This is a genomic window from Ochrobactrum sp. A-1 (assembly GCF_022488005.1).
In the GTDB taxonomy this organism is placed as follows: domain Bacteria; phylum Pseudomonadota; class Alphaproteobacteria; order Rhizobiales; family Rhizobiaceae; genus Brucella.
Map to the genome: position 1 here is coordinate 219,506 of NZ_JAKVQC010000009.1, position 21,253 is coordinate 240,758.

Genomic DNA, 21,253 nt, shown 5'->3' on the forward strand with positions numbered 1-21,253 from the left:
ATCTGGCCCTTTACCTCTTATGAACCTGCAGCATCAGCGAGGCAGGCTGTTGCTGCTTATTCGGTTTTGCATTGCTTCTTTCGCGCCCTGGCTTGTAGGGGAAATCGAACCTCCACCGCTGCCGCTTCCAAAACGATTGTAGAGCGACCTTCCGCCGCGATAACTCGCACCGATCCCCTTGAAGCCAGCTCGTGCAATCTGCGTTGGAGCGGTGACACCTGTCATGCCTGCAATTCGTGTCGCGGCTGCGCCAATACCAATGGCAAGACCACCTGCGATGCCCTGAGCAAGGACCTGGATGTTCAACAGCACAAAAGCGCCTGCGAAACAAAGCAGAAGGAAGGCTGAAATATCACTCAGCGTAAGGCGTCGCTCTATAGCGGCAGCGGATACCTTCGTCAGTTCAGGGTCCATTGCGGCGATAAGGAAAGCGGCGACGACAAATACGAATAACGGGATCAGTGCATATAGAAGAACTTGTTGGAACCACGCCTGCCCAAGGCTACGCGATTGTTCAAACAACATGCAGGCGATAAAGATAGGTGCGGTCCCGATCAGGACCCATAGCATCACCTTGGCAAGCACAAGTATTGCGAGAGCAACAGCGATGAAGATTGCCACGCAGGCCATGATGAGAAAGCCCACCATAGAAGGCAAAACTGAAAAATAGCCCGATTGCTCTGCAAACGCCGAAGCCGCCTCGTTTGCAGTCTTCCATATCATAGAAAGTCCATTTGTCGGTTCAGTAATTCCCGTTCCGGTGGCGGTCAGGATGGCGCGACCTACATCTTCAGGAGTATTGTTCAGCCACTTGTAGAAAAAATCGTTGAAATATCCCCAGTTGCTGATCAATGCCAGAATGAAGACCATGCGGAATATGCGTGTAATAATTTCACCCACGCTAATCCGCGAAGTCCCCATTATTACCTGGATACCGTAATATCCAACATAGGCGATGAACATCACCTTGAGCAGCGGCGTGATTTCAGAGCCAATAATATTGTAAGCCTGCGATGAAAAATTCTCGCCGGAACTATCAATTCTCTCCAAAAGATCGCTCAAGAAATCATGCATAGCGGCCCCCGATTATTCCGTTGCTATCGAATTGATCGCAGCAATGGCGGTCGCTGGATCGCCATTAACAAAGGCCATAGGTCCACAGTCTTGCCGAATGTCTTCGGCAAATGACGTGAGATTTGCGGGACGTTTGCAAGGAGCAGTCTTTTCCTTGATCGTTCCGCAGCCGGCAACGGCGGCTGCAATGGCGGCAAAGATAAAACACTTCAGGAAGCTGTTAGCGATGTTAGTTTGCACTGTACGTCAACACCTTCTTGGAATTGGAAATGTCGGTGAGGCGGCGCTGATTATCGGCCTGTAATGACGACACGGCACCGTTCATCACGCCGATCAGTTCATTGATGGTCAATCCTGCTTGGACTTGCAGCTGCGTGTTTTGGTCGATGGAACCTTTAATGTCCTTTGCCTGACCGATACTCTGCCCGGCCTGTTCAAAAGCGCTTCGGCGCGTCGTTACCGCCTGTTGCGAACCATTTACGAGTGCGGCGACACCAAGCACAGTGTTGACCATCTGTTCATAGGACTTGTCTCCGCTAAAGCTGCTATTTGCTTGCCCCGACAGGTTCTTAACGAGCTGAAGCCCGTTGATGAAAGTGGACGCGACCTTGGCGATGTCACCGCCCATGCTGCCAAAATTTGGCACCCCGCCGGACATAAGGCTGTCGAAAGAGGGCATTGATGATACGCTAAAGCCATTCCCGACGGCCAGGTTTTGCATCTGGTTCGCATCGCCGCCGCGATCACCGGTAACGGCCTTCAATGTCTCCTCGACCGTCGTCAGGATTTCCTTGTTTGTCCCGAGGATCTTGTCGGTCGTAACCGAGGTTTGCTTGGCCACTTCATAATTGGCAGCGTCGATGACAGGGACGCCACCTGCAAAAGCCGCCATGGGAGCGAACGATGCTAGAGCCACGGCAATCGCTGACGCCGAAATGATCTGTCGTTTCATTGTTAGTCTCCCTTATTGAGGATCAAGGTTGAGTTTGATGTTCGCCTCGCGTTCACGTTTTTGAACGCAGGCTTTTTCTTCAGCATTCCATTCGAGACCGGTACGGGGATCGCAGACGCCGGTCGTTTCTCGCGGCTTGTCGTCTTTCTTCTTGAACGAAGCCGATTGAGATGCGCCCGAAATGCCACTGGCTGAAACTGCATTGCGGCTGTTGAGCAGGTGGGCAAACGAATTGCTGAGGACAATCACCTGGTTGACCATTTCGAGATTTGTATTTCGAGCGCCAGCGTTGTGATCCCAGCTGTCTTGAATGGTGTCGGACTGCACACCGCCGAGCTGGGTGAGCCATGAGGCGACGTTGGCGGAACTTTCCTGTGTTGCTTGCGTCGTTGCCATCGAAATGATGGTCGAATCCCGCATACTGGAATATGCGGTATCACCGCCACCATAGTTCATGGGCAGGTCTTTTGACCCACCGAACGCCGGTGTCCATTTTTGCGTGATATTCCGGACATACCCCTGCGTTTCTTTGAACGGTGGAATGCCGCCGTATTTTTTAACGTTGCCCGCACCAGCATTGTAGGCGGCAAGAGCGTGGTTAGCGTTGCCGTTATATCGCTTGAGCTGCTGTTTCAGATACCGAGCGCCTCCGCGTAGATTCTGTTCAATATTATGCGGATTTACGCCTAATTCTTTGGCAGTATCCGGCATCAGCTGCGCCAAGCCAATCGCGCCAGCACCTGATCTCGCGCAGGGATTAAAGCGGCTTTCCTGATAAACGAGCCCTAGAAACAGATTTTCGTCTACGCCCTCTTCGCGTGCCACTCGTTTGACCAACCCGGAAATTTCCGGATTGGCTTTGGCGGCTGCAACGGGATCGTCCTTGCGCCCCGGTCGGTAGAGCGCACATGTTACGCTCTTGTTGAGGGAAAACCGGTCTTTGTCCGTCTTCTCGATTTCCGATGTTTTTTGATCCCGTACCGTTCGTTCGGACAAATTAGATCCGTCAATGACAGGAACGCCACCAGCCCACGCCGACAATGGCATGGTTGCTGACGCCAAAAATATGCATAGAGCAGCTTTCTTATGCATCATTCCTCTCCCATCCGCAGAATTCAGCCAACCAGCTTTGAGGCTCATCGCCGTATCGTTCCCGCAGCGCAGCACATTCTTCGACGGTCTCTTTTCGACCCGAGAGCACTTTGACGAGATCAGGCATTTTCGAGAGATCGAGACGGGCAATGACCGAGTCATTCCCGTGCTTGACGAGAAACGTGCGCTTTTCAGGCGGAGTGTTTTTGATGAAATTGAATTCTTTAACGCTCAATCCAAAGCGTTTGATGTAGCTCTCTTCGTCAGCACGCGGGTTCGGGAAATGAATATTCGTGGCCGATTGCTCAATAAGGGTGTGAGAAGCCTTAGCCTTGGCAATATCGGCGGCTGATTGCGTTCCGAAGCCTACAATGCCGTTGAGCTTACGAATGGTTTTCATCTTGTCGATGATGAAATGACTGAACGTTTCATCCATAAGCAGCTGCCAGCCTTCGTCCATGAAGAACATGACAGGATCGCCGTTCAGAAGCTCATCGAGACGATGATAAAGGTACATTAATGCGGGCGTCCGGATATCCTCGTTGCCGAGAATTCTTGTCATATCGAAGCCGAAAACACTGCGTCCCGAGAACGACAGCACGTCATGGTGGGCGTTGAAGAGCCAGGCCTTTTCGCCGTCGATCCAAGGACGCAGCCTTGACGCCAGGTCGTTCGCATCCGCACGCGAACGTCCTACAAGCAAGCCTGACAGGTTTGGCAAGTTGCGCTGCGCTGCAGGCTCTTGCATGATACGGGCAATCGCCCGTTCCAGCGTATCTGCGTCCTCCTGGCTGAAGTCGCGGTGATCGCTTGAACGCAACATTGACTTCAAAAGGCGAAGCAGAAAATCACGATTAGGGCCGGAGTTTTCCAGCTGAAGCGGGTTGAAACCAGTCGGCGTTCCCGGCGAGAGGACTTCGTATGCTCCGCCCATGGCCCGTACGAAGATTTCAGCGCCCCTGTCCTTGTCAAAAAACACAGCCTTCGGCGTTGGAGTAACACGCATTGCCTGAGCCAGCAGGAATGTCAGGGCAACGGTCTTGCCGGAGCCAGTTGGCCCGGTGACCAAAAAATGGCCGATATCACGACGGTGAAAATTGAACCAATACGGGGTTTGCGAGGTGGTTTCGAGTATCGTGATCGGCAAGCCCCAATGCAGATTGTCCGATTGCCCGGTCGCGAAATTATGCATCGATGACAGGCCGGAGAAATTTGCCGATGACAGCATGGCCTTTCGTGCACGATAGCTGTGATTGCCGGGCAATTGCGCCCAGAACGACGCTTCGAGGTTCATATCTTCCCGAAGCCAGTTGATGTTCATATCGGTCAGGCAACTACCGAGTTCGGAAACTGCCTTGCTCAAACCATCAAGGTCGCGAGAGAGGCAAAGCAAAGAGAAATGGTGGATGCCAAAAACAGCCTCCTGGTTCATGAGACTGTTCAGAGCGAAATCGATATCGCTTTCGACCGCGCTGCCGGATTCATCCGACGCGGCAATCTGGCGCTGAAGCCGGGTAATACGCTCTTGCGCAATCGGCTTGTCCGAGATTGTGAAGCTTTGCGTCAGTATAAACTCGTGATTTACCTGCAGCAGACCGTCCAGCATTCCCGGACCGGTGTACGGCGGATATTCCTTTATGGAGAGCATTGCGCCAAAGCGATTGTCTTCATCGACGGCGGCTTGTGTCTGCATTGCTCGCTTGCCGAAATGCAGGCGTGACGCTCCGACGTAATTTCGAATCCCCATCCGCGGCAGTCGCATTTTGCGCGGTACACCGCAGGTCAGGATTGTGTTGATGAATTCGCACGGTTCAGAGTATGGCTCCCCATTGCGATAGGTGATGCCAAGCTCGCGTGCGCCATACTTTTGCAGCTCACGGGTCATGTTGGCGACGAGCTCTTCGAGCTCGGTCACTATTTCCCGCGTTTGCTGATCTCGAACCTCAGCCCCGCCGGATCGCGTGAAAGCACGGCTTACTACGTCGCTGAGACCGAGGGCGCCGCGCATATTGGTTCGCACGATGGAGAGGTAAATTTCGTTGGCGAACATGCGTTTATGACGCAACTGGCTCATATATCGGCTGTTTAGTTGATCGCAAAACGGGTCATCGAAAGCGCCACCAATTTCGGAATCGACCTGTCGGCGAATAACAGTCGACCAGACAGAAAAACGGCTCGATCCAAGCGCTCGAATGATCGTATTCTGAACATTCGAGCGCATGTTGAGTTCGGCTTGATCTTCGGTTTGGAAAAAGAGGCCGTCGAGTTTGATGACCGACAAGAGAGCGCCGTTTTCCAAGCCGATCACTGTATCCGACATATGCCTCAGATATGGGATATGCGAAGCCATAGGCCGCTCATTATGAGCGACCTTGCCAAATCCGAGTTCTTCTCTGACGACTTTCAACATTAGCTAAGGTCCGTACGAATTTGTTCCCCAGAAGGACTTGTTGCGTGTGCGAGGCGTTTTGCGCGCGGTGACTTCAACAACATCGAGAATTTTGTTGTCCCAAGCGCAAAGGGAGAACAGAACCACATAGCTGATCGGGGCCAGGAGCAGGATCCAGAACGACTTGCTGACCAGCCATGCTATGATTGTGATGCCGATAACGACGACTACTGCCATATACGGGACACCCCACATGGTGGGAGATCGGGTTAACCCGATTACCAACGGGGTCAGCTGCGGCTTTACATCCTCGTACTCAGCCATCGCTAGTTTCCAACTGTGCTGATCAGCTCGTCGACGATTGATGGAGCACCGAAAACAAGACCGATCCCGAGGATCACACCGCCAGCAAAAAACCAAGACAGTCGGCCAGCAAATGCGAGAAAGCCCAACGCCATCACGGCGATGATTGCAAACAGGCGACCAATAGGGCCGCTGATGAAATCAACGATAGCTTGAAATACTGTCTGAATGGGCGCGAAGGCACCACCAACGCCGCCTGACTGTGCCAGCGCCAAATCCGCCCCGACAATTTGCGCGGCAGCCACCAAACCAAGGCAGGCTGCCAGCTTTGAAGCGCTGATATGCCAAGCCTTATTCTGTTCGCTGATCATCCTTCTCTCCTTTAAAAATGCATCACGCCACCAACGAAGGTGCCGGTTTTCTTGACTGCAATGACCCCGGATTGAGTTTCGCTCGCCATGACAGGCGAGGATCTCCGACTACCACCAACGAGCTTCTTTTTCGGCGCTGGCATAGTTACGCCAAGCTGGTAATTGACGACCTTTGCGACGTATCCGATGGTTTCCCTGAACGGTGGAACGCCGCCGTACTCATAGATGCGGCCTTCGCCTGCGTTATAAGCGGCGGCAACAAGCAGGGGGTTTTGGAACTCGTCCAAAAGCACCCGGAGATACTTAACGCCGCCTTCAATATTTGACGCCGGATCACAGACGTCGCGGACGTCGAAGCGCTCAGCGGTTCCCGGCATGAGCTGCATCGGCCCGCGTGCGCCTTTGTCTGAATTGCGGGAACGATCGAACTGGCTTTCTGCCCAAGTGATGGCGGTAGCAAACAGAGCATCAACTTGATGTCGGCGAGCGGCCTGTTCGACCAGAGTTTTGATTTCCTCTGGTGTTAGCGGGGAGGGGCCGCATTCGGGAGTGGATACAGCTGCCTGCTTAGACGAAGGCAAATCGCCTAAACGGGTAGATTCATTCTGAAACGAGATAACTGGATTGGTAATATTAGATAGGGAGCCAGTGGCTAAAACAGTGCCGAATAAATTGCCAAAATGGTTATTCGTATTAGTGCCGTTTCCACTTTTATCCTCCGCGGAAACGATGCCATCAGAGCCCACAACAAATTCTTTGCTTTCGCTTGTCCAGCGGCGGTTGAATACGGTCAAGTCCGAGCGTGATCCGGATGCGTTGTGAGTTGCGGCCTCGCCGTCGCCATCTTGCGCGAATGGCGCAATTGCGCCTTTTTCTTCTGCGCAAGTGGCGGCAATCCCGAACGGGATGAACAATGTGGCGCTTAGCAATAGCGCTTTGATTGAAAGCCTCTCCATTCTAGCCCCTTAGCTCCTGTCGCAGACCTCACATGCGCTGTTGAGGTTGCAGCGAAAACCGATTAAGTTCATAATAGCATGATACCGATTTGGCTAAGTGATACATGCTTTTTCGCAAATCATAAACCCCCTATGAACATGGAAAATGAATAAGCAATACGGTAAGGGCTGGAAAATGAAGAGAACCATCGCAATCGCAATGAGCAGTTGTATGTTGGCAACAGCCGCAATCGCCGCGCCTGCAATCAACAAGGATTACATCAAGTCGCTGGCATCGCCGGGTAAGACCGTGCTTGTCATTGAGTATTATGACGGAGACGGAAAAGTTACGGCTCGGAAGGGGTTTGCATCCGCCTCGGGCTATAAGGCAACTTCACCGACCGAATTTCGGGTTGATGATAAGACCCTTCTGAATCTGTACGGGCTAGAAGCCTGCAAAGGCGAAATGGTGAACCGCAAGGATGATTTTGCTGGTTCTTGCTCTGACTACGCCAAGCAGCAGTTGCAGATCATGTTGCAGTCGCCGAAGGTTCTCTTTTGTCGGGCATTTGTAAGTGAAGAGAGCGCGCCCAAACAAAATGTGACGTGCTACGGCTATTACAATTACCCCGGAAGCCTGGACACCGTTGATATGCTCGAAGAGCAAATGCTCTCTCTCGGCGCGCTCCGCATTGCGAAATCGAAAGACGGGAAGCTAGAGCGTCCCGATCTGGAGAAGGCGCAGAAGATCGGAGAAGACGGCTCTTATGGGATGTGGGCCGATCCGCGGGTGAAGGCCCAATGAAGTCAGCCTTAATGTCGCTATGTGTGGTCCTTTTCTCGCCAACGGCTTTTGCCGCGCCGGAGGGATATTTCGACCTCCAGCCGGGCGTTACTTTGGAATCTGGGGATACGTGGGTCTCTGAAGGTCAGCGCTATCGTCTCTATGGTGTTCAGTCATGCCTTCGGGGAACTGCTTTCACTGATACGACCGGAAGAAAGAAGGACTGCGGCGAGGCTTCGCTTGCCGTATTCGCGGCTTATATCAAAGACACCAAACCGGTGTGCGCTCCCGTAGCGCAAACTGCCGATACTTCCTATGTCGTTTGCTACGCGACAATCGGCGGAAATCGCCTCGATTTATCGACGGTGTTGATTACGAGCGGCTATGCCTTTGCCGCGCTGAAGGCTGACGGGCTTCCCTACTATCCAGCATACGCAGTGGCCGAACAGGAAGCTCGTGAGAAGCGGGCAGGCCTCTGGCAATTCGAAGACGTTCAGCATCCTGCCATCCTGTTGAGCAAATCGGCAAACGAACGGACGAGGAATGCCCAACAATGAAATATCTGATCGTAGCAATGTCATTTGCCGTCGCATCGACACCAGCATTCGCAGCTGATGCTATTAAACGCGCGCCAGCTGCCAGCGTATCGGTTCAACCTAGCCAGCCGGTACCGCTTCCAATCTTCAAGGGTCGTGTCGCGGTTATTGATGGTCGGACCCTCTGGTTTCCCACTTATGCCCAACGAGTTCGGCTCGCGGACATTGACGCGTGCGAATTGCCTCAATGGGCGCTTGATCCGAAATGGACGAACAGGGACGTCACGAAAGCACCGCCGCCTGTACCCTGTGGCCCCTTTGCAAAAGCTTGGCTCAAAAGAGCGATCGGGGCGTCCGCCGTCTCCTGCGGTGTCGTCGGCTATGATGCTGAAGGCATGGCGCGAGCGAGATGCACATCGCGGGGACGCGACCTAGCTCTCGAAATGCTTCGTGTGGGTTGGGCGAGGGTGGATTCACCCTACCTCAGCCACCCTCAATATATAGGCTATCAGCGTACCGCCATGTCGGCGCGATATGGCATGTGGGCGACCTATGTTCTGGATATGAATGAGTGGCGGCGCAAGGCCGTCGACAAAACGCTCGATCGTCAGCCTATCGCGGATTTCAACCTACTCGTAGAGCGCAAAAGCGAAATCTCTCCCCCGTTTGCCAACGCGCGCAGAAAACCAAGAAGGACAGACCGATAGTTGTCGGAAATCGCTCATATTGCGCTCAATTTCGCGCGCGATCCTATGGCCTGCTTGTTGCTGGCCATCCTGCTATCGTTTTTGCTTATCATCCCGTCGTCGAAAATCTGGTGGGTCCACGGCATAATCGCGGCCCTATTCCTCACCGTATCGCTGTTTTTCCACGAACAACGGCAAATGTCGTTCGATGCGTTCTTGATCGGCGTCTTTGCCTATCCAGCGGTATGCCGCGATATTCCAAATCAGCTCCTGGTCTATCGCATTGGAATCTAATGGTTTTCCGCGTTCACACTTATCGCACTATGCAGCTACGCGGCCGGAGATCTCATCACACGGTCCCCATTTCACGCCCGAGACATGTTGCCTACCGGGTTGGTTTCAACCGCTACAATATGAGGATGACCTGAAATGAAGCAGTTTCTGTTTGCACTCGCTGGCCTTGGCACTATCGCCGTGATGCCATCCGCTGCAATAGCGCAGGACACGGGAGGGACGCCATCTTGGGGCTGCCAGGTCCTGTTGTGCGCAGCATCATCAAATCCCTCGTGGCATGGTGTCCCTTATTGCGTTCCGCCAATGACCAAGTTGATCAAGGCCATGGCAAAACCGGGTTTCTCATGGCCCATTTGCCATGAAGCTAAGTCTGGCAAACCCGGATATCAGCCTTACGAGGATTGCCCATCTGGATTCAAGGAAGCCAGCAATATGAGTGATCGCGGCGCAAAGCTGTCCAACCGCTGCGAAAAGACAATCAACACCTGCACCAACAAGATCAGGGAACAGAACAAAGAGCTTCAGCAGTACAAGGATGTTCAATATAGAGACATTGGCAACTCGGATCGCGGAAATAGTTGTCGAAAGGTCGTCTCCATTGCCCGTCCAATGCGAAAAGACCCTTACTTTTTCGACATTCCCGATTATCAAGGTTTGAAGGGGCGCTATTGGTTCAATTTGAAACTTTAAGGAGCTCTAATGAATCAGAACGCACTTCTCGCACTGGCAGCAAGCGCCGGCATCGCTGTTGGCGCGGGCGGTACTTGGTTTGTAGTCTCCAACGCTTCGAGCAACGCAACAGCCATTGCAAAAGCCGATATCGTTGCAGCGATCAAGGCCGACCCTACACTTTGTCCCGTTCCCGATGAGCCAGCGGCGAGCGCCAAGCTCGATGTGCCAACTCAAGCTGAAGCATTGCTTGCCGTGAGGAAGCTGGAAGAAAAAAATCCGCTATTGTGGGATAGGAGTGAACTTGAAATGCTTTCCGTCTCACTAGCGAATTGTTGGCCTGTTGACGGTGCCAACGGCATGGTCGAGTGCGTTACCAACGTCAAAAAAAATCCGTCAGCACAAACTATTGCGAGGACGGTTGGATTTGCCAAAGATCAATCATCCGGCAAATGGATTGCGACAGACCGCAAATAGATGAAGCCCGCTAGCGGGCTTCCAAAGCAATCAAATATTCTTATCGACGCTTTTCAAAACTGATGCCATTTCGCCCTGTGCGAGCGTAATCCGCCCGGAGATCAGAGATGCGGCGAGAATAACCAGTTTTCCTATGGCGTCATTCACATCTTGCGGCTCATAATCAACGATCCGGCGCGGATCGTCACCCAGAGACGATAGTTTCAGCAGTCGTTTCGTTGGGCCAGCGTTACATTCTTGAACGCCGTCGCTTTCGTTCTCCCAACTGATCGCATTCCCAATTGCATCCATAATTGCCTCCGAAAGTCATTTTCAGAAGATGGGTGACGCTCATAAGTGCAATTCTCAAAACTGACGCGTAGTTGATAGCAGCATGAAGCACACTCACATGAAGATCGGATGCTTCTTACTGTTCGATGCTCAGTTTCTTGCCTCCATGCACCAATTTCTGACGAAACAGCCATCCCAAAATTAAAATGATAAAAACGTTGATTAAGGTATCTTGCACGCTAGGATACGAAACGAAGTGAAACGCAACGAAATTTGAGCCGGTAAGAGATTGATAAAAAACGGAAAGTTTTTTTTCGTTCCACCGAACGATGGGAGCGATTTCAAGGAATTGTTCAAGCGCATTGTCGCCGCCGGTGCTGGTCGCCCGCTAGGATCCGACGGTCATACGGCAGGTCCATGGACCCCAGAGCTTCTTGCGGAGGCCATAACGCATGTAGATCCTAAGCGGATTGGCGTCGATCTTCGAACGGTTCAGCTCTGGTTTCAAGAGAATGAAAAAGGCATAAGCACGACCAACATCGGGTTGCTGGCAAGAGTTTTAAGTTGTGGTGATACGGTTGCTACAAGCGAATGGAGTATGGAACTCAGCGCTGCACACTCTCGGCTTGTCGCCAAAAGACGTGAGCAGAAGAAGACTGAAACAGCCGAACCGTCGGAGCCAGCCCAAGTAGAAGCCCTAATTGCAACATCGGACTCCGCAAGCGATAACGATGGTAAGCGATGGAATCTGACTAGATGGTCAGAGAAGCTTTTCGTTGAGGGGTCTCCTCTGAATCTGTCTGCCTCGGTTTTTGCTGGAATGTCGGCTCTCGGGTTCATTTCGTACATCATTGGCATTCACAACGTAACATTCACCCGATCGGATGGCGTGATCAAGCAGGTCGGATTCCTTTGGGCGGCGAACTGGACCCTCGTGTTCATGGTGTTTCTTCCGGTCTTCCTGGCCTTCGTTTCCGAACTGGTGCATTCGTGGAAGCACGAAGAACGTCGTCGGCTTTTCGATGGCGCGCCCGAGGACAGCGACCGCGCATGGCGACATATTATCGACGCCTCATCGGGTTCGTTTTGGGCAGTCTTCCTGATTTGTTTGCTATTTGCCGGTGTGTTCCAGTGGATCGGCGTTTGTCTGGTCCCCCTTATTGATGGAGGAGGAAATTACGCAACCGATTGGGGCACAATCGCGATAGTCCGGCCTGAAATCGTAACGAGACCTGCTGCGATCATTTTTACAGCTTTCGCCTACTTGTATATGAGCCTATCCTTTTATCTATTTTTCGCCGGTCTCATCCTGATTTATTCGGTCATCAATGACTTATCGAGAATCCGCGAGGCTGCAAAATTGCAGACCAACCCGGGCTGGAGCAATCCAAGCGAGACTGATTTTTGGGTCATGCGGTGGGTATTCCGCTGCACGGTCTTAGGCTTGCTGATCGCTACCGTTATGAAGCTGCAAAGCTCTTATCTGGCCTCAAATGGCACGAGTGTCGTTGCCTGGGTAATTAGCGATCTTTCATCGATCTTATACGAGCGTCCAGAGGCTCAGAGCCGCTTTAGCTATAGAATGCCTACGCACTACAGCAGCCTGCTTATCGCCATATCGACCAGTTTTGTCTTTTTATATGGAGTGATTCGCGCAGGGGCCGGAAGTCATTTCAAAGTGTCATTGTGGAAAATGACCGCGGTTGTGGTGCTTCTATTCGCAAGCTATTTATCTATCGACGCGTTTTTCGGCTTTACGGTGCTGATGTTTGCCGGGCTCTTAATCGCTATTTATGGCTTATTTGATCCGGCTTTGGGCCCCGGCGTGCGAGTGAGGTAAGTAATCAAAGTGTTTCATACTTGGCTTGATCAATGGGATGAGAAACGGGCACGACGCGGAGAAGATGCTAAAAAAGCAACAGCCGTTACTCTGGACGCAAAACGTGCGTTTCCGGACGCTGACAATGTTACCAATATCGAGGAATTCTGCCAGCTAGGCATGCAGGCTGCCGCTACGCCATCGTTCTTCAGAGCGCCATTCGGCAACGATATTGATTTCGAGCGGGCAGGCGATTTTCTCAAATTTCCATCTGACATTTTGACAGACGTTGAGGAAAATAACCTGGTCTGGTCCAAGATAACCGATAGCGGCTCGCGGGACAAAGCACTCGTGATTTTTCATCATTGGAATGCACGGTCCCGCAACCGTCAGATAGCAAGTTACTTGTCGAAAAGAGGCATTACGGTCGTCGAGATCGCTATGCCTTATCATTTCGAGCGGAGCCGTCCGGGGGCCGAATACGCCGATTATATGCTTAGCGCCAATCTCGGCCGAACGATTCAGTCGCTACGACAGGCCGTGTGGGATGGACAGAAGCTCATCCGCTGGCTGAAAAGCGAAGGGTATCGAGAAATTTCCGTACTCGGAATGAGCCTCGGTTCATGGGTCGCAGGGTTGGTAGCAGCCCATGATACCAACGTTTCGAAAGCTTCGCTGTTTCTCACAGCTGGTAGTCTGGCCGGGATGGTTTGGACTGGGCGTGCAACGCGAGCCATACGCGAAAGCTTTGAGCCTACAATAGACCTGTCTCATCTGCATAGGGCTTGGGCACCGCTCGATCTGGGAAATTACGCCTACAGTCTTGCTCGTCCCGATTTGGATATACAGATTGTTTTGGCAAAAAGAGACAAGGTTGTACTGCCAGAATTGTCAAATGCTCTGTTGGAAAGTCTGAATAATGCTGGCGTAAATCCGAATGTTTTGCGATTAAACTGTGGTCACTATTCACTAGCAATTCCTCCGTACATTCTCAGGGCTGGAATCAAATTAAAGCGATTTGTTGCCTCAACATAGACCTGCGGGTTCCATAATTTACATTATGTGATTGCTTTTTTGTAGCCGGGTGGGTTCTAGTTTGAAGTGCGACTTGTAAATGATAACAATGAGTTATCCGATGCAAGGAACCCGTCATGGAACGCACCTATTCGCATATTGATCTGGATGAACGTCGCAGAATAGCACGCTGGCGCATTGCAAAGCTTTCCGTTGACGTTATTGCTGAGAGGCTTGGAAGGCATCGCTCGACCATTTTTCGTGAACTTAAGCGTAACCAGTTTACCGATGATGAGATCAAGGATTTAAACGGCTATTACTGTACAATTGCTGATCAGAAATGCCGTGAGCGTCGCGCGAAGCAACGCAAACTCATCCGGTATGGTGAGCTCCGGCAGTCCGTGATCCAGCACATCAACGATGGATGGTCGCCGCAACAGATTGCCGGGAGAATGCGGTTGGAGCGGCATCCCATCTCTGTCAGTCATGAAACGATCTATCAGTTTGTGTATTCGACCGACGGTCGAAAAGAAGAGCTTTGGAAATATTTGCCCGAACGCCGTGCCCGACGCCGTCCACGCCATGCCCGGCGTCATCATGGGCGTCGATTTCCGCCTGAACTCAGCATCTTACACCGCCCGGACATGGTTGCCAGGCGCAAGCAGTTTGGACACTGGGAATGCGACCTCATCCAGTTTCGCAAGAGGTTCGGCAAGGCCAATGTAACGTCTCTGGTCGAGCGGGTGAGCCGCTTCACGGTTTTGTTGCGCAATAATGATCGTCAATCAAAGCCGTTGATGGAAGGTGTGATTAGAGCACTCCAGCCCCTGCCCCAAATGGCCCGCCGATCGATTACGTTTGATCGTGGTACCGAGTTTACAGAGTGGTCCTATCTGCAGAATGGGATAGGGTCGCAAATCTGGTTCTGCGATCCGCAATCACCCTGGCAAAAAGGCACCGTTGAAAACACCAACAGACGCACAAGACGCTGGCTTCCCCGAGACCTTGACCCGCTTACCCTCAGTGATCGAGATCTCGCATTCATTTGTCATCGCCTCAACAATACACCGCGCAAATGTTTAGGGTACAAAACACCTGCAGAAGTCTTTCGGCAGAAACTCTTCGCAAACAGACATCGTTTTGCGTAAACTCAAACCGAAAAGTCGCGCTTCAGCCTGACCTCACACGGCAATATACAGATGCGACACATGGGCAATTTAGAGATGCGACATTTTTTGCATCACTTGCCCTTTTCAAATCGAACGCGGAAAGGAAGACTGGGCTTTCAGCAGCAAACAGCGGATGGGAGCCGTCATGTCTTGTTTGATCACGATGTCGCAGAAAGAACTCAACCGGCTGAAGACCGTTCAGCAAATCAGAGATAATCAGCTTCGTGTGGTGGAGGCAGCGGCGCTGCTTGGCCTCAGTCGCAGCCAGGTTCATCGGATGTTACAGGCATTTGATCGGCTTGGTGCAACGGGCCTTGTTTCGGGCAAGCGCGGTCGCCCGAGCAATCGCCGTTATGGAGAGGATTTCCGGAATGATGTTCTGGATATTGTACGGACGTATTATCGGGACTTTGGGCCGACACTGGCCTGTGAGAAGCTGATTGAACGCCATCAGCTTTCAGTCAGCAAGGAGACGCTGCGGCAATGGATGACAGCAGCGGGATTGTGGACTTGTCACGGTTTGATTCCGCCTCCTTGAATAGACTATTTGTCATTAAGGAGAAGATTTATGGCAGTGTTACATACTGATGCTTTCCGACGCGAAGCCGTTCGGATTGCACTTACAAGTGGCCTTACTCGGCGCGAGGTAGCGTCTGATTTGGGCGTTGGCCTTTCCACTTTATCAAAATGGATACAGCGCTCTCGTCCTGCGGATATGCCTCCAGCTAGCGATATTGATCTGGCGAAAGAAAATGAACGCTTGCGCAAAGAGAACCGCCTACTTCCGGAGGAGTATCCGTCTTATTCAAGCGCGATGTTGGACCCATTTCCGGTCGGCTTTTAACAAGATGTTCGCTAATATTATTAGCTTACGCATAATCGCTGTCAGTGCGACTTTTTTTACCTTACCTGCCGTGAGTAATTGTTGATATTTCTCCCGCATATCTGGGTTAACGCGTGTGGCCACTAGGGCGGGCATATAGATTGCGCGGCGTAATATAGCTCGGCCACCTTGAATACGCTCCTTCCCTTGCCATTTCCCTGAACTCTGGGACATTGGGGCTAACCCTGCTAAACTTGCCGCTTGCTTATTATCTAGCGTACCTAACTCAGGCATATCTGTGAGAACCGTGATCGAGGTGAGCACACCAATACCCGGAATGCTGCTTAGAATATCAACCTGTCGAGCCATGGCTGGATCATCTGTCACATGCGCGATAATTTCTTTATCAATCTGCTCAATGTCGGATTGGATTTGCTTCAAGCGCCTTTCTAGCTGCCGTTTGATTAACGGAACCTGAGCGGTATCCAGACGTGCTTTGGCAGCTGTCTGGTCTTTAATAAGCCCACGTCTTGCCGCTATTAAATCCTTGAACAAATATAATATTTTAGGCTGGGGATCTCGTGCCGTGAGATCGAGTGCAACCCCCATGCGTGCCAGCATTGAAGCATCCACCTTATCTGTTTTCGCTAGCTTTCCAACAGCTTGCGCGAACCGCCGTGCCTGTTTGGGGTTTACCTTTACAAAGGGCGTGGATGATGTTCCCAATGCCATTTCAAACTGACGATGATAAGCTCCAGTTGCTTCAAATACGAAAAGGACTTCTGGCGCTTTTTCAATCCAGCGTAGGAGCTTTTGATAGCCTTTATAGTTATTGGAAACTTGTATCTGCTGGTTCCCTGGCAGCTTGCAGGCGTCAAGTGTCTCTTTGGAGATGTCTACTCCGATTACAACGCGGTTGGTCAATTGTACCTCCTCTTGTCGTACGGGCCCAAAGCCCTATTATCCGTTCAAGTCGACCAATTGAACAAAGGTGATCCTACTCCTCCACGGTCCATCATGACCCAGAGGGAAACGATCCATCCTCTGCCATGACACAGCACGGTATTAATACCGTGCTGTGTCATGGCCCCAGTATCGCACCGGAGCGTTGATATTCATAAGACAAGAGGGAAGTTTTAAAAAAAGCCACCGTGTTCTTCGCGAACCAAAACAAGTAAGGTTTGCTTTCGTGGAAGAACACCGCCATCAAATTTCAGTTCATCGGCTCTGCCAGATTATGGATGTTACATCACGTGGTTATCGTGCGTGGCGCAGACGACCATTAGAGCGTTTCCCTTTCAAGTTGGATCATATCCGCACGAGTTGAAGTAATTCTGAGCCTCTTGCGGTTCGATGAGTTCAACCATCTTACCGATGCGATCCCAAAGCCCATTGACTGTTCTCTCGGCAGCCTTTCGCAAAAGCGCCTTCAGCTTGGAGAAGGCCTTTTCGATCGGGTTGAAGTCTGGACTGTAAGGTGGAAGGAACATCATTGTCGCGCCGACCGCCTCGATCAATTCTCTTGCTGCCGGTCGTTTGTGGCTGGACAGATTATCGAGGATGACAATATCACCTGGTTTCAATGTTGGAACCAACACCTGAGCGACATACGCCTCGAACCAATCACCGTTGATGGGGCCGTCGATGACAAGTGGCGCGACCATTCCCGTGTTGCGCAGCCCCGCAACCAACGTGGTCGTTTTGCGATGGCCGTGAGGAAAACCCATTCGCAACCGCTCACCCTTGCGGCACCGCCCATGACTACGGGCCATATTGGTCGCTGTCCAGGTCTCATCGATGAACACGAGCCGCTCTGGATCGAGATCAAGTTGCTCCTCGAACTGAACCGTCCCACGTTTGCCGGAGGCTAGTTGGTTTAAGTTATGCTGCCATGAGCTGTTCGTCCAGTATGGCATAATATTCTTCTTCGGCCTCTGCGGGCGGGATATTGCCAATGGGTTCCAGCAGACGCCGGTTGTTGAACCACTCGACCCACTCCAATGTGGCAAATTCGACGGCTTCGAAAGAGCGCCAAGGTCCTCGTCGGTGGATCACTTCGGCCTTGTAAAGACCATTAATGGTCTCCGCCAAAGCATTGTCATAGCTGTCGCCAACACTTCCCACTGAAGGTTCAATCCCTGCTTCGGCGAGGCGCTCGGTGTAACGAATAGACACATATTGAGAACCGCGGTCGCTGTGATGAACCAGACCGCCTCGATGGGCTGGACGCCTCTCGTGAATCGCTTGCTCCAAGGCATCCAGCACGAAGCTGGTGTGAGCTGTTCTGCTTGCCCGCCAGCCCACAATCCGGCGAGCGTAAGTATCGATAACGAAGGCCACATATACAAAGCCCGCCCAAGTGGCCACGTAGGTATAATCTGAAACCCAGAGCATATTCGGCGCAGGAGCGGAAAATTGTCGGTTCACATGGTCAAGCGGACATGGAGCAGTTTTGTCGCTCAAGGTGGTGCGAACCGGCTTGCCCCGGATCACGCCCTGCAGGCCGAGATCACGCATCAATCGCGCCACAGTTGATCGGGCAACGGCAAAGCCTTCGCGCTGCATCTGCCGCCAGACTTTACGGATCCCATAAACACCAAAGTTCTCCGAAAATACGCGCAAAATCTCTGGTTTAAGTGCAAGATCGCGCTTCGCACGGGCCGACTGCAGCGCAGGATTGCGGCGCTGCGCTATGCGTTCCCAGTATGTGGATGGGGCGATCGGCAGAACACGGCAGATCGGCTCGACCCCATAGTCATCGCGGTGCTCGTCGATGAAAGCAATCATTTGCGAAACGGGCGGTCGAGTATCTGTCTTGGTCAAGGGCGGTCAGGCAGCCAATTCCGGCTTTCGCGCAGCAAGGTGTTTGCAAGAATGATGATGCGCCGCATGATGGCGGTAATGGCAACTTTCTTGGCTTTTCCGACCTTAAGTAGCTGCTGATACTTGTCGTGAAGGTCCGGGTTGAAGCGGATGGCGACAAGTGCGGGCATGTAGATCGCGCGCCGAATTGATGACCGCCCCCCGGTGATTCGCTCTTTGCCTTGCCACTTTCCAGATTGCTGCGTCATTGGCGCAAGTCCTGCTAAAGCAGTGATCTTCTTGCCGTCGAGGTACCCAAGCTCTGGCATGTCGATCAGCATGGTGGTCGCGGTCAGTCGACCGATCCCCGGGATGGTCATCAAACGGCGGATGCGCTCTTCAAGGGTACCCCGCTGCTTGGCGATCTGGGCGATGACCTCGTCAAGCGCTTGAATATCGGCACTGATATCTTCAATGCGGCGACCAAGTTGCTCTCGTACGAGCGGGTTCAGCGCAGTAGCAAGCCGCGTCTTTGCGGTTACCTGATCTTTGACCAAAGCGCGGCGGGCAGTCAGCAACTCTCTGAGATCATGAACATCTTCGCCCTCAACGACTTGAGGCGTCAGGTCAAGCACAACGCCCATGCGCGCCAACATTTTGGCGTCGACACTATCAGTCTTTGCCAGTCGCCCGATGGCCTGCGCAAAACGCCGCGCCTGCTTTGGATTGACTTTTATGAAGGGGAGCTCTGCCAGGCTGAGATGTCGCTCAAGTCCCCGGTGATAGGCACCGGTTGCTTCGAAGACGATGAGAACGTCTTCCTCTTTTGCCAGCCAGTCGCACAATTGCCCAAAACCTTCGGGCGTATTGGGTAAGCAGCACGCCTCCGTCCGGGAGTGCCAGAATGCGTCAAGACGGTCTTTCGACACGTCAATACCAATGGTATCCTTAGCCATCTTTTCTTCCTACCTATGCTTGTCGTTCGGGCCCGCAGCCCACGTATCTGTTCAGGTCGTTAGAAAAGACGGGGGCTCGTCAAACTCGACCGCGGTCCTGCAAGACCAAGCTCCGCACGACGCCACCCCCGCCGCTGCCCCGCAATTTGCGGTGCTGGGCAGCGGCTCCTTTTTGCATCAAGAGCCAAGAATTCCATAAGACAAGCTCCGCCTGGGCAAAATATGCCGAAGCCTTACGTAATATCTCGTTGGCTTGCCGTAGTTCACGGTTCTCACGCTCCAGGGCTTTTAGGCGATCTGTCACTTCGGTGGACACACCTACCCGTTTGCCACTGTCGATCTCAGCCTTCTTAACCCAGTCATGCAGGGTGGACGGTACACAGCCAATCTTCTCAGCTATCGAAACCACTGTCGCCCAGCGAGAAGGATAATCTCGTTCATGATCCAACACCATGCGGATCGCGCGTTCCCGAACCTCGGGTGCAAATTTGTTCGTCGTCTTGCTCATAATGGCTCCTTCTACTCAAGAGTTGGAGCCTCCGGCAAACGTGGGACGGTTCAAACCAGCATTGCCGCTTTTCCAGAACGTCTGGACGGCTTTGCTCTACAGCATGGCCAGTCTTTTTTTACGCGTTTGTTCGTGCCGGACAAGAAAGCGGTGCAGTGCCGACTTGCTGATTATGATGCCTTGGGCGGCCAAATCACTGCGAAGTTCGAAGAGAGTACCGTCCCTGTGTTCGGCGAGCCAGATCATGATCTGATCAGCATGAGCTTCTGTCTTGTGAGAATTGCGGTCGCCGCCCAGTGGACCGGGTCGAACATTTCCCTGCTGGAGTTGAAGGTTACGCCAACGGCTAACGCTGGCTGCGCTTACACCGAAACGCTCAGCAGCCTCTCGATGCGATGCACCGCCATCAACGGCAGCAACTACACGTATGCGAAGATCAATGGAAAGGGCTCGCGACATATCTGCCGACCTCCATCGGCAGATAGCTTGAATCAGAAAGTGACTGATTTGCAAAGCCTGCCGATTCAATCAGGCAGGGAAACGCTCTAAGCAAGCGGCAAAGACAGGACATGGTGATCCTCGCTCATATTCGAGAGCAATATCATCTTAGCCTTCAATCTTATGGTCGGCCTCGCATGACGCAAGAACTCCAGGATATAGGATTATCTGTTGGGCAACGACGCGTTGGCCGTTTGATGCGCCAGAACAACATCTATGCGGTTAGAACCCGCAAGCATAAGGTGACAACTGACAGCAACCATACTTTCAATATAGCCCCGAACTTGCTGGATCAGGATTTCACAGCTGACAAGCCCAATCAGAAATGGGCGGGCGATATCAGTTACTTATGGACACGCGAAGGATGGTTATATCTGGCTGTTATCATCGATCTCCATTCACGGCGCGTGGTGGGGTGGGCTGTCAGCGATCGTTTGAAACAAGATCTTGCATTACAGGCATTGAACAGAGCAATTGCTTTGCGCAATCCAGAGCCAGGCTGCATTCATCATACAGACCGTGGCAGTCAATACTGTGCTCATGACTATCAAAAGCGGCTGAAACAGCTCGAATTCCAGGTCTCGATGAGTGGAAAAGGAAACTGCTGGGATAATGCTGTGTCAGAAACATTCTTCAAAACACTGAAGGCGGAGCTGATTTGGCGCCATGCCTGGCAAACACGTCAGCAGCTGACCGATGCACTTTTCAAATACATCAACGGATTTTACAATATTCGCAGAAGGCATTCGACGCTCGGAGGAATATCGCCCGCCCAATTCGAAAAAATATCTGCCGAAAAGAGATCATGAGGCGGAAATAAAGCGGGACAAGT

General features: G+C 52.2%; 19 protein-coding genes, 8 pseudogenes and 1 other annotated feature. Of the genes and pseudogenes, 12 read left to right on the plus strand and 15 right to left on the minus strand.

All coding sequences use genetic code 11. From position 1 onward, the window contains the following. Positions 1-33 precede the first annotated feature (33 nt). From MKS82_RS28355 to MKS82_RS28390, 8 genes are read right to left on the minus strand one after another with little or no spacing between them, the layout of a single operon-like run. Entirely contained in the window at positions 34-1,074 is a 1,041-nt protein-coding gene (locus MKS82_RS28355) for a type IV secretion system protein (protein ID WP_240579591.1), read from the minus strand. Positions 1,075-1,086: 12 nt separating this feature from the next. Further along, the gene (locus MKS82_RS28360) at positions 1,087-1,302 is read right to left on the minus strand and encodes a hypothetical protein (protein ID WP_240579655.1); all 216 of its coding nucleotides are present in this window, start codon (positions 1,300-1,302) and stop codon (positions 1,087-1,089) included. Between the two features lies 1 nt (position 1,303). Continuing rightward, the gene (locus MKS82_RS28365; RefSeq protein WP_240579592.1) at positions 1,304-2,026 is read right to left on the minus strand and encodes a type IV secretion system protein; all 723 of its coding nucleotides are present in this window, start codon (positions 2,024-2,026) and stop codon (positions 1,304-1,306) included. Positions 2,027-2,038: 12 nt separating this feature from the next. Continuing rightward, entirely contained in the window at positions 2,039-3,118 is a 1,080-nt protein-coding gene (locus tag MKS82_RS28370; RefSeq protein WP_445558111.1) for a lytic transglycosylase domain-containing protein, read from the minus strand. Beyond that, on the minus strand, positions 3,111-5,528 hold the full coding sequence (locus tag MKS82_RS28375) for a VirB4 family type IV secretion/conjugal transfer ATPase (protein ID WP_240579593.1): 2,418 nt from the start codon (positions 5,526-5,528) through the stop codon (positions 3,111-3,113). The genes MKS82_RS28370 and MKS82_RS28375 overlap by 8 nt, the downstream gene beginning before the upstream one ends. Before the next feature lie 3 nt (positions 5,529-5,531). Further along, positions 5,532-5,831 (minus strand): type IV secretion system protein VirB3, encoded by a 300-nt coding sequence (locus MKS82_RS28380; RefSeq protein ID WP_128095088.1) that lies wholly within the window; start codon positions 5,829-5,831, stop codon positions 5,532-5,534. A 2-nt stretch (positions 5,832-5,833) separates the two neighbouring features. Beyond that, positions 5,834-6,181, minus strand: coding sequence for a TrbC/VirB2 family protein (locus MKS82_RS28385; RefSeq protein WP_140905791.1), 348 nt, complete (start codon positions 6,179-6,181; stop codon positions 5,834-5,836). A gap of 11 nt (positions 6,182-6,192) precedes the next feature. Further along, the gene (locus MKS82_RS28390) at positions 6,193-7,137 is read right to left on the minus strand and encodes a transglycosylase SLT domain-containing protein (protein WP_128095090.1); all 945 of its coding nucleotides are present in this window, start codon (positions 7,135-7,137) and stop codon (positions 6,193-6,195) included. Between the two features lie 175 nt (positions 7,138-7,312). Here MKS82_RS28390 and MKS82_RS28395 point away from each other — a divergent pair, with 175 nt between their 5' ends. From MKS82_RS28395 to MKS82_RS28420, 6 genes are all read left to right on the plus strand, one after another. Next, positions 7,313-7,921: a hypothetical protein gene (locus MKS82_RS28395; RefSeq protein ID WP_094574644.1), complete on the plus strand. Its 609-nt coding sequence runs from the start codon at positions 7,313-7,315 to the stop codon at positions 7,919-7,921. Further along, positions 7,918-8,457 carry a thermonuclease family protein gene (locus tag MKS82_RS28400; RefSeq protein ID WP_094574642.1) on the plus strand — a complete coding sequence of 180 codons (540 nt, stop codon included), beginning with the start codon at positions 7,918-7,920 and terminating at the stop codon, positions 8,455-8,457. Before MKS82_RS28395 ends, MKS82_RS28400 begins: the two co-directional genes overlap by 4 nt. Continuing rightward, positions 8,454-9,143, plus strand: coding sequence for a thermonuclease family protein (locus tag MKS82_RS28405; RefSeq protein WP_094574640.1), 690 nt, complete (start codon positions 8,454-8,456; stop codon positions 9,141-9,143). The genes MKS82_RS28400 and MKS82_RS28405 overlap by 4 nt, the downstream gene beginning before the upstream one ends. Continuing rightward, positions 9,144-9,416 carry a hypothetical protein gene (locus tag MKS82_RS28410; protein WP_235818717.1) on the plus strand — a complete coding sequence of 91 codons (273 nt, stop codon included), beginning with the start codon at positions 9,144-9,146 and terminating at the stop codon, positions 9,414-9,416. Positions 9,417-9,551: 135 nt separating this feature from the next. After that, a complete protein-coding gene (locus MKS82_RS28415; RefSeq protein WP_094574638.1) occupies positions 9,552-10,106 on the plus strand; it encodes a hypothetical protein in 555 nt (184 codons plus the stop codon). Positions 10,107-10,115: 9 nt separating this feature from the next. After that, the gene (locus tag MKS82_RS28420; protein ID WP_240579594.1) at positions 10,116-10,562 is read left to right on the plus strand and encodes a hypothetical protein; all 447 of its coding nucleotides are present in this window, start codon (positions 10,116-10,118) and stop codon (positions 10,560-10,562) included. A gap of 30 nt (positions 10,563-10,592) precedes the next feature. On the opposite strand, the gene MKS82_RS28425 is transcribed toward MKS82_RS28420, so the two are convergent. Further along, on the minus strand, positions 10,593-10,853 hold the full coding sequence (locus MKS82_RS28425; RefSeq protein WP_240579595.1) for a hypothetical protein: 261 nt from the start codon (positions 10,851-10,853) through the stop codon (positions 10,593-10,595). A gap of 268 nt (positions 10,854-11,121) precedes the next feature. On the opposite strand from MKS82_RS28425, the pseudogene MKS82_RS28430 reads away from it, so the two are divergent. The 5 genes and pseudogenes from MKS82_RS28430 to MKS82_RS28450 all read left to right on the plus strand — a co-directional run. Continuing rightward, positions 11,122-12,701 (plus strand): annotated as a pseudogene (locus MKS82_RS28430) (RcgA family putative transporter). Continuing rightward, positions 12,682-13,686: an RcgR family putative quorum lactone hydrolase gene (locus tag MKS82_RS28435; RefSeq protein WP_240579596.1), complete on the plus strand. Its 1,005-nt coding sequence runs from the start codon at positions 12,682-12,684 to the stop codon at positions 13,684-13,686. Before MKS82_RS28430 ends, MKS82_RS28435 begins: the two are co-directional and overlap by 20 nt. 116 nt (positions 13,687-13,802) lie before the next feature. Then, positions 13,803-14,813 carry an IS30 family transposase gene (locus tag MKS82_RS28440; RefSeq protein WP_240579597.1) on the plus strand — a complete coding sequence of 337 codons (1,011 nt, stop codon included), beginning with the start codon at positions 13,803-13,805 and terminating at the stop codon, positions 14,811-14,813. Between the two features lie 166 nt (positions 14,814-14,979). Next, positions 14,980-15,342 (plus strand): annotated as a pseudogene (locus MKS82_RS28445) (helix-turn-helix domain-containing protein); the annotation flags it as partial. A 60-nt stretch (positions 15,343-15,402) separates the two neighbouring features. Then, positions 15,403-15,627 (plus strand): annotated as a pseudogene (locus MKS82_RS28450) (transposase); the annotation flags it as partial. A gap of 12 nt (positions 15,628-15,639) precedes the next feature. On the opposite strand, the gene MKS82_RS28455 reads toward MKS82_RS28450, so the two are convergent. The 6 genes and pseudogenes from MKS82_RS28455 to MKS82_RS28485 all read right to left on the minus strand — a co-directional run. Then, positions 15,640-16,581, minus strand: a complete 942-nt coding sequence (locus MKS82_RS28455; RefSeq protein ID WP_240579598.1) for an IS110 family transposase — start codon at positions 16,579-16,581, stop codon at positions 15,640-15,642. A gap of 374 nt (positions 16,582-16,955) precedes the next feature. After that, positions 16,956-17,498, minus strand: a pseudogene (locus MKS82_RS28465) (IS630 family transposase); the annotation flags it as partial. Between the two features lie 40 nt (positions 17,499-17,538). Next, a pseudogene (locus tag MKS82_RS28470) lies at positions 17,539-18,462 on the minus strand (IS3 family transposase); the annotation flags it as partial. Then, positions 18,370-18,485 (minus strand) — a sequence feature (AL1L pseudoknot). (Overlaps the previous pseudogene by 93 nt.) Beyond that, positions 18,477-19,415, minus strand: coding sequence for an IS110 family transposase (locus MKS82_RS28475; RefSeq protein WP_240579599.1), 939 nt, complete (start codon positions 19,413-19,415; stop codon positions 18,477-18,479). (Overlaps the previous feature by 9 nt.) Positions 19,416-19,618: 203 nt before the next feature. Then, positions 19,619-19,923 (minus strand): annotated as a pseudogene (locus MKS82_RS28480) (transposase); the annotation flags it as partial. A 49-nt stretch (positions 19,924-19,972) separates the two neighbouring features. Beyond that, positions 19,973-20,382 (minus strand): annotated as a pseudogene (locus MKS82_RS28485) (helix-turn-helix domain-containing protein); the annotation flags it as partial. A gap of 89 nt (positions 20,383-20,471) precedes the next feature. Here MKS82_RS28485 and MKS82_RS28490 point away from each other — a divergent pair. Further along, positions 20,472-21,230, plus strand: a pseudogene (locus MKS82_RS28490) (IS3 family transposase); the annotation flags it as partial. Between the last annotated feature and the right edge of the window lie 23 nt (positions 21,231-21,253).

What these genes read in the sequence shown, in the direction of transcription:
- MKS82_RS28355 (WP_240579591.1), bottom strand. Translation starts at nt 1,074, where the DNA reads ATGCATGATTTCTTGAGCGATCTTTTGGAGAGAATTGATAGTTCCGGC.
- MKS82_RS28365 (WP_240579592.1), bottom strand. Translation starts at nt 2,026, where the DNA reads ATGAAACGACAGATCATTTCGGCGTCAGCGATTGCCGTGGCTCTAGCA.
- MKS82_RS28370 (WP_445558111.1), bottom strand. Translation starts at nt 3,118, where the DNA reads ATGCATAAGAAAGCTGCTCTATGCATATTTTTGGCGTCAGCAACCATG.
- MKS82_RS28375 (WP_240579593.1), bottom strand. Translation starts at nt 5,528, where the DNA reads ATGTTGAAAGTCGTCAGAGAAGAACTCGGATTTGGCAAGGTCGCTCAT.
- MKS82_RS28380 (WP_128095088.1), bottom strand. Translation starts at nt 5,831, where the DNA reads ATGGCTGAGTACGAGGATGTAAAGCCGCAGCTGACCCCGTTGGTAATC.
- MKS82_RS28385 (WP_140905791.1), bottom strand. Translation starts at nt 6,181, where the DNA reads ATGATCAGCGAACAGAATAAGGCTTGGCATATCAGCGCTTCAAAGCTG.
- MKS82_RS28390 (WP_128095090.1), bottom strand. Translation starts at nt 7,137, where the DNA reads ATGGAGAGGCTTTCAATCAAAGCGCTATTGCTAAGCGCCACATTGTTC.
- MKS82_RS28395 (WP_094574644.1), top strand. Translation starts at nt 7,313, where the DNA reads ATGAAGAGAACCATCGCAATCGCAATGAGCAGTTGTATGTTGGCAACA.
- MKS82_RS28400 (WP_094574642.1), top strand. Translation starts at nt 7,918, where the DNA reads ATGAAGTCAGCCTTAATGTCGCTATGTGTGGTCCTTTTCTCGCCAACG.
- MKS82_RS28405 (WP_094574640.1), top strand. Translation starts at nt 8,454, where the DNA reads ATGAAATATCTGATCGTAGCAATGTCATTTGCCGTCGCATCGACACCA.
- MKS82_RS28415 (WP_094574638.1), top strand. Translation starts at nt 9,552, where the DNA reads ATGAAGCAGTTTCTGTTTGCACTCGCTGGCCTTGGCACTATCGCCGTG.
- MKS82_RS28420 (WP_240579594.1), top strand. Translation starts at nt 10,116, where the DNA reads ATGAATCAGAACGCACTTCTCGCACTGGCAGCAAGCGCCGGCATCGCT.
- MKS82_RS28425 (WP_240579595.1), bottom strand. Translation starts at nt 10,853, where the DNA reads ATGGATGCAATTGGGAATGCGATCAGTTGGGAGAACGAAAGCGACGGC.
- MKS82_RS28440 (WP_240579597.1), top strand. Translation starts at nt 13,803, where the DNA reads ATGGAACGCACCTATTCGCATATTGATCTGGATGAACGTCGCAGAATA.
- MKS82_RS28475 (WP_240579599.1), bottom strand. Translation starts at nt 19,415, where the DNA reads ATGGCTAAGGATACCATTGGTATTGACGTGTCGAAAGACCGTCTTGAC.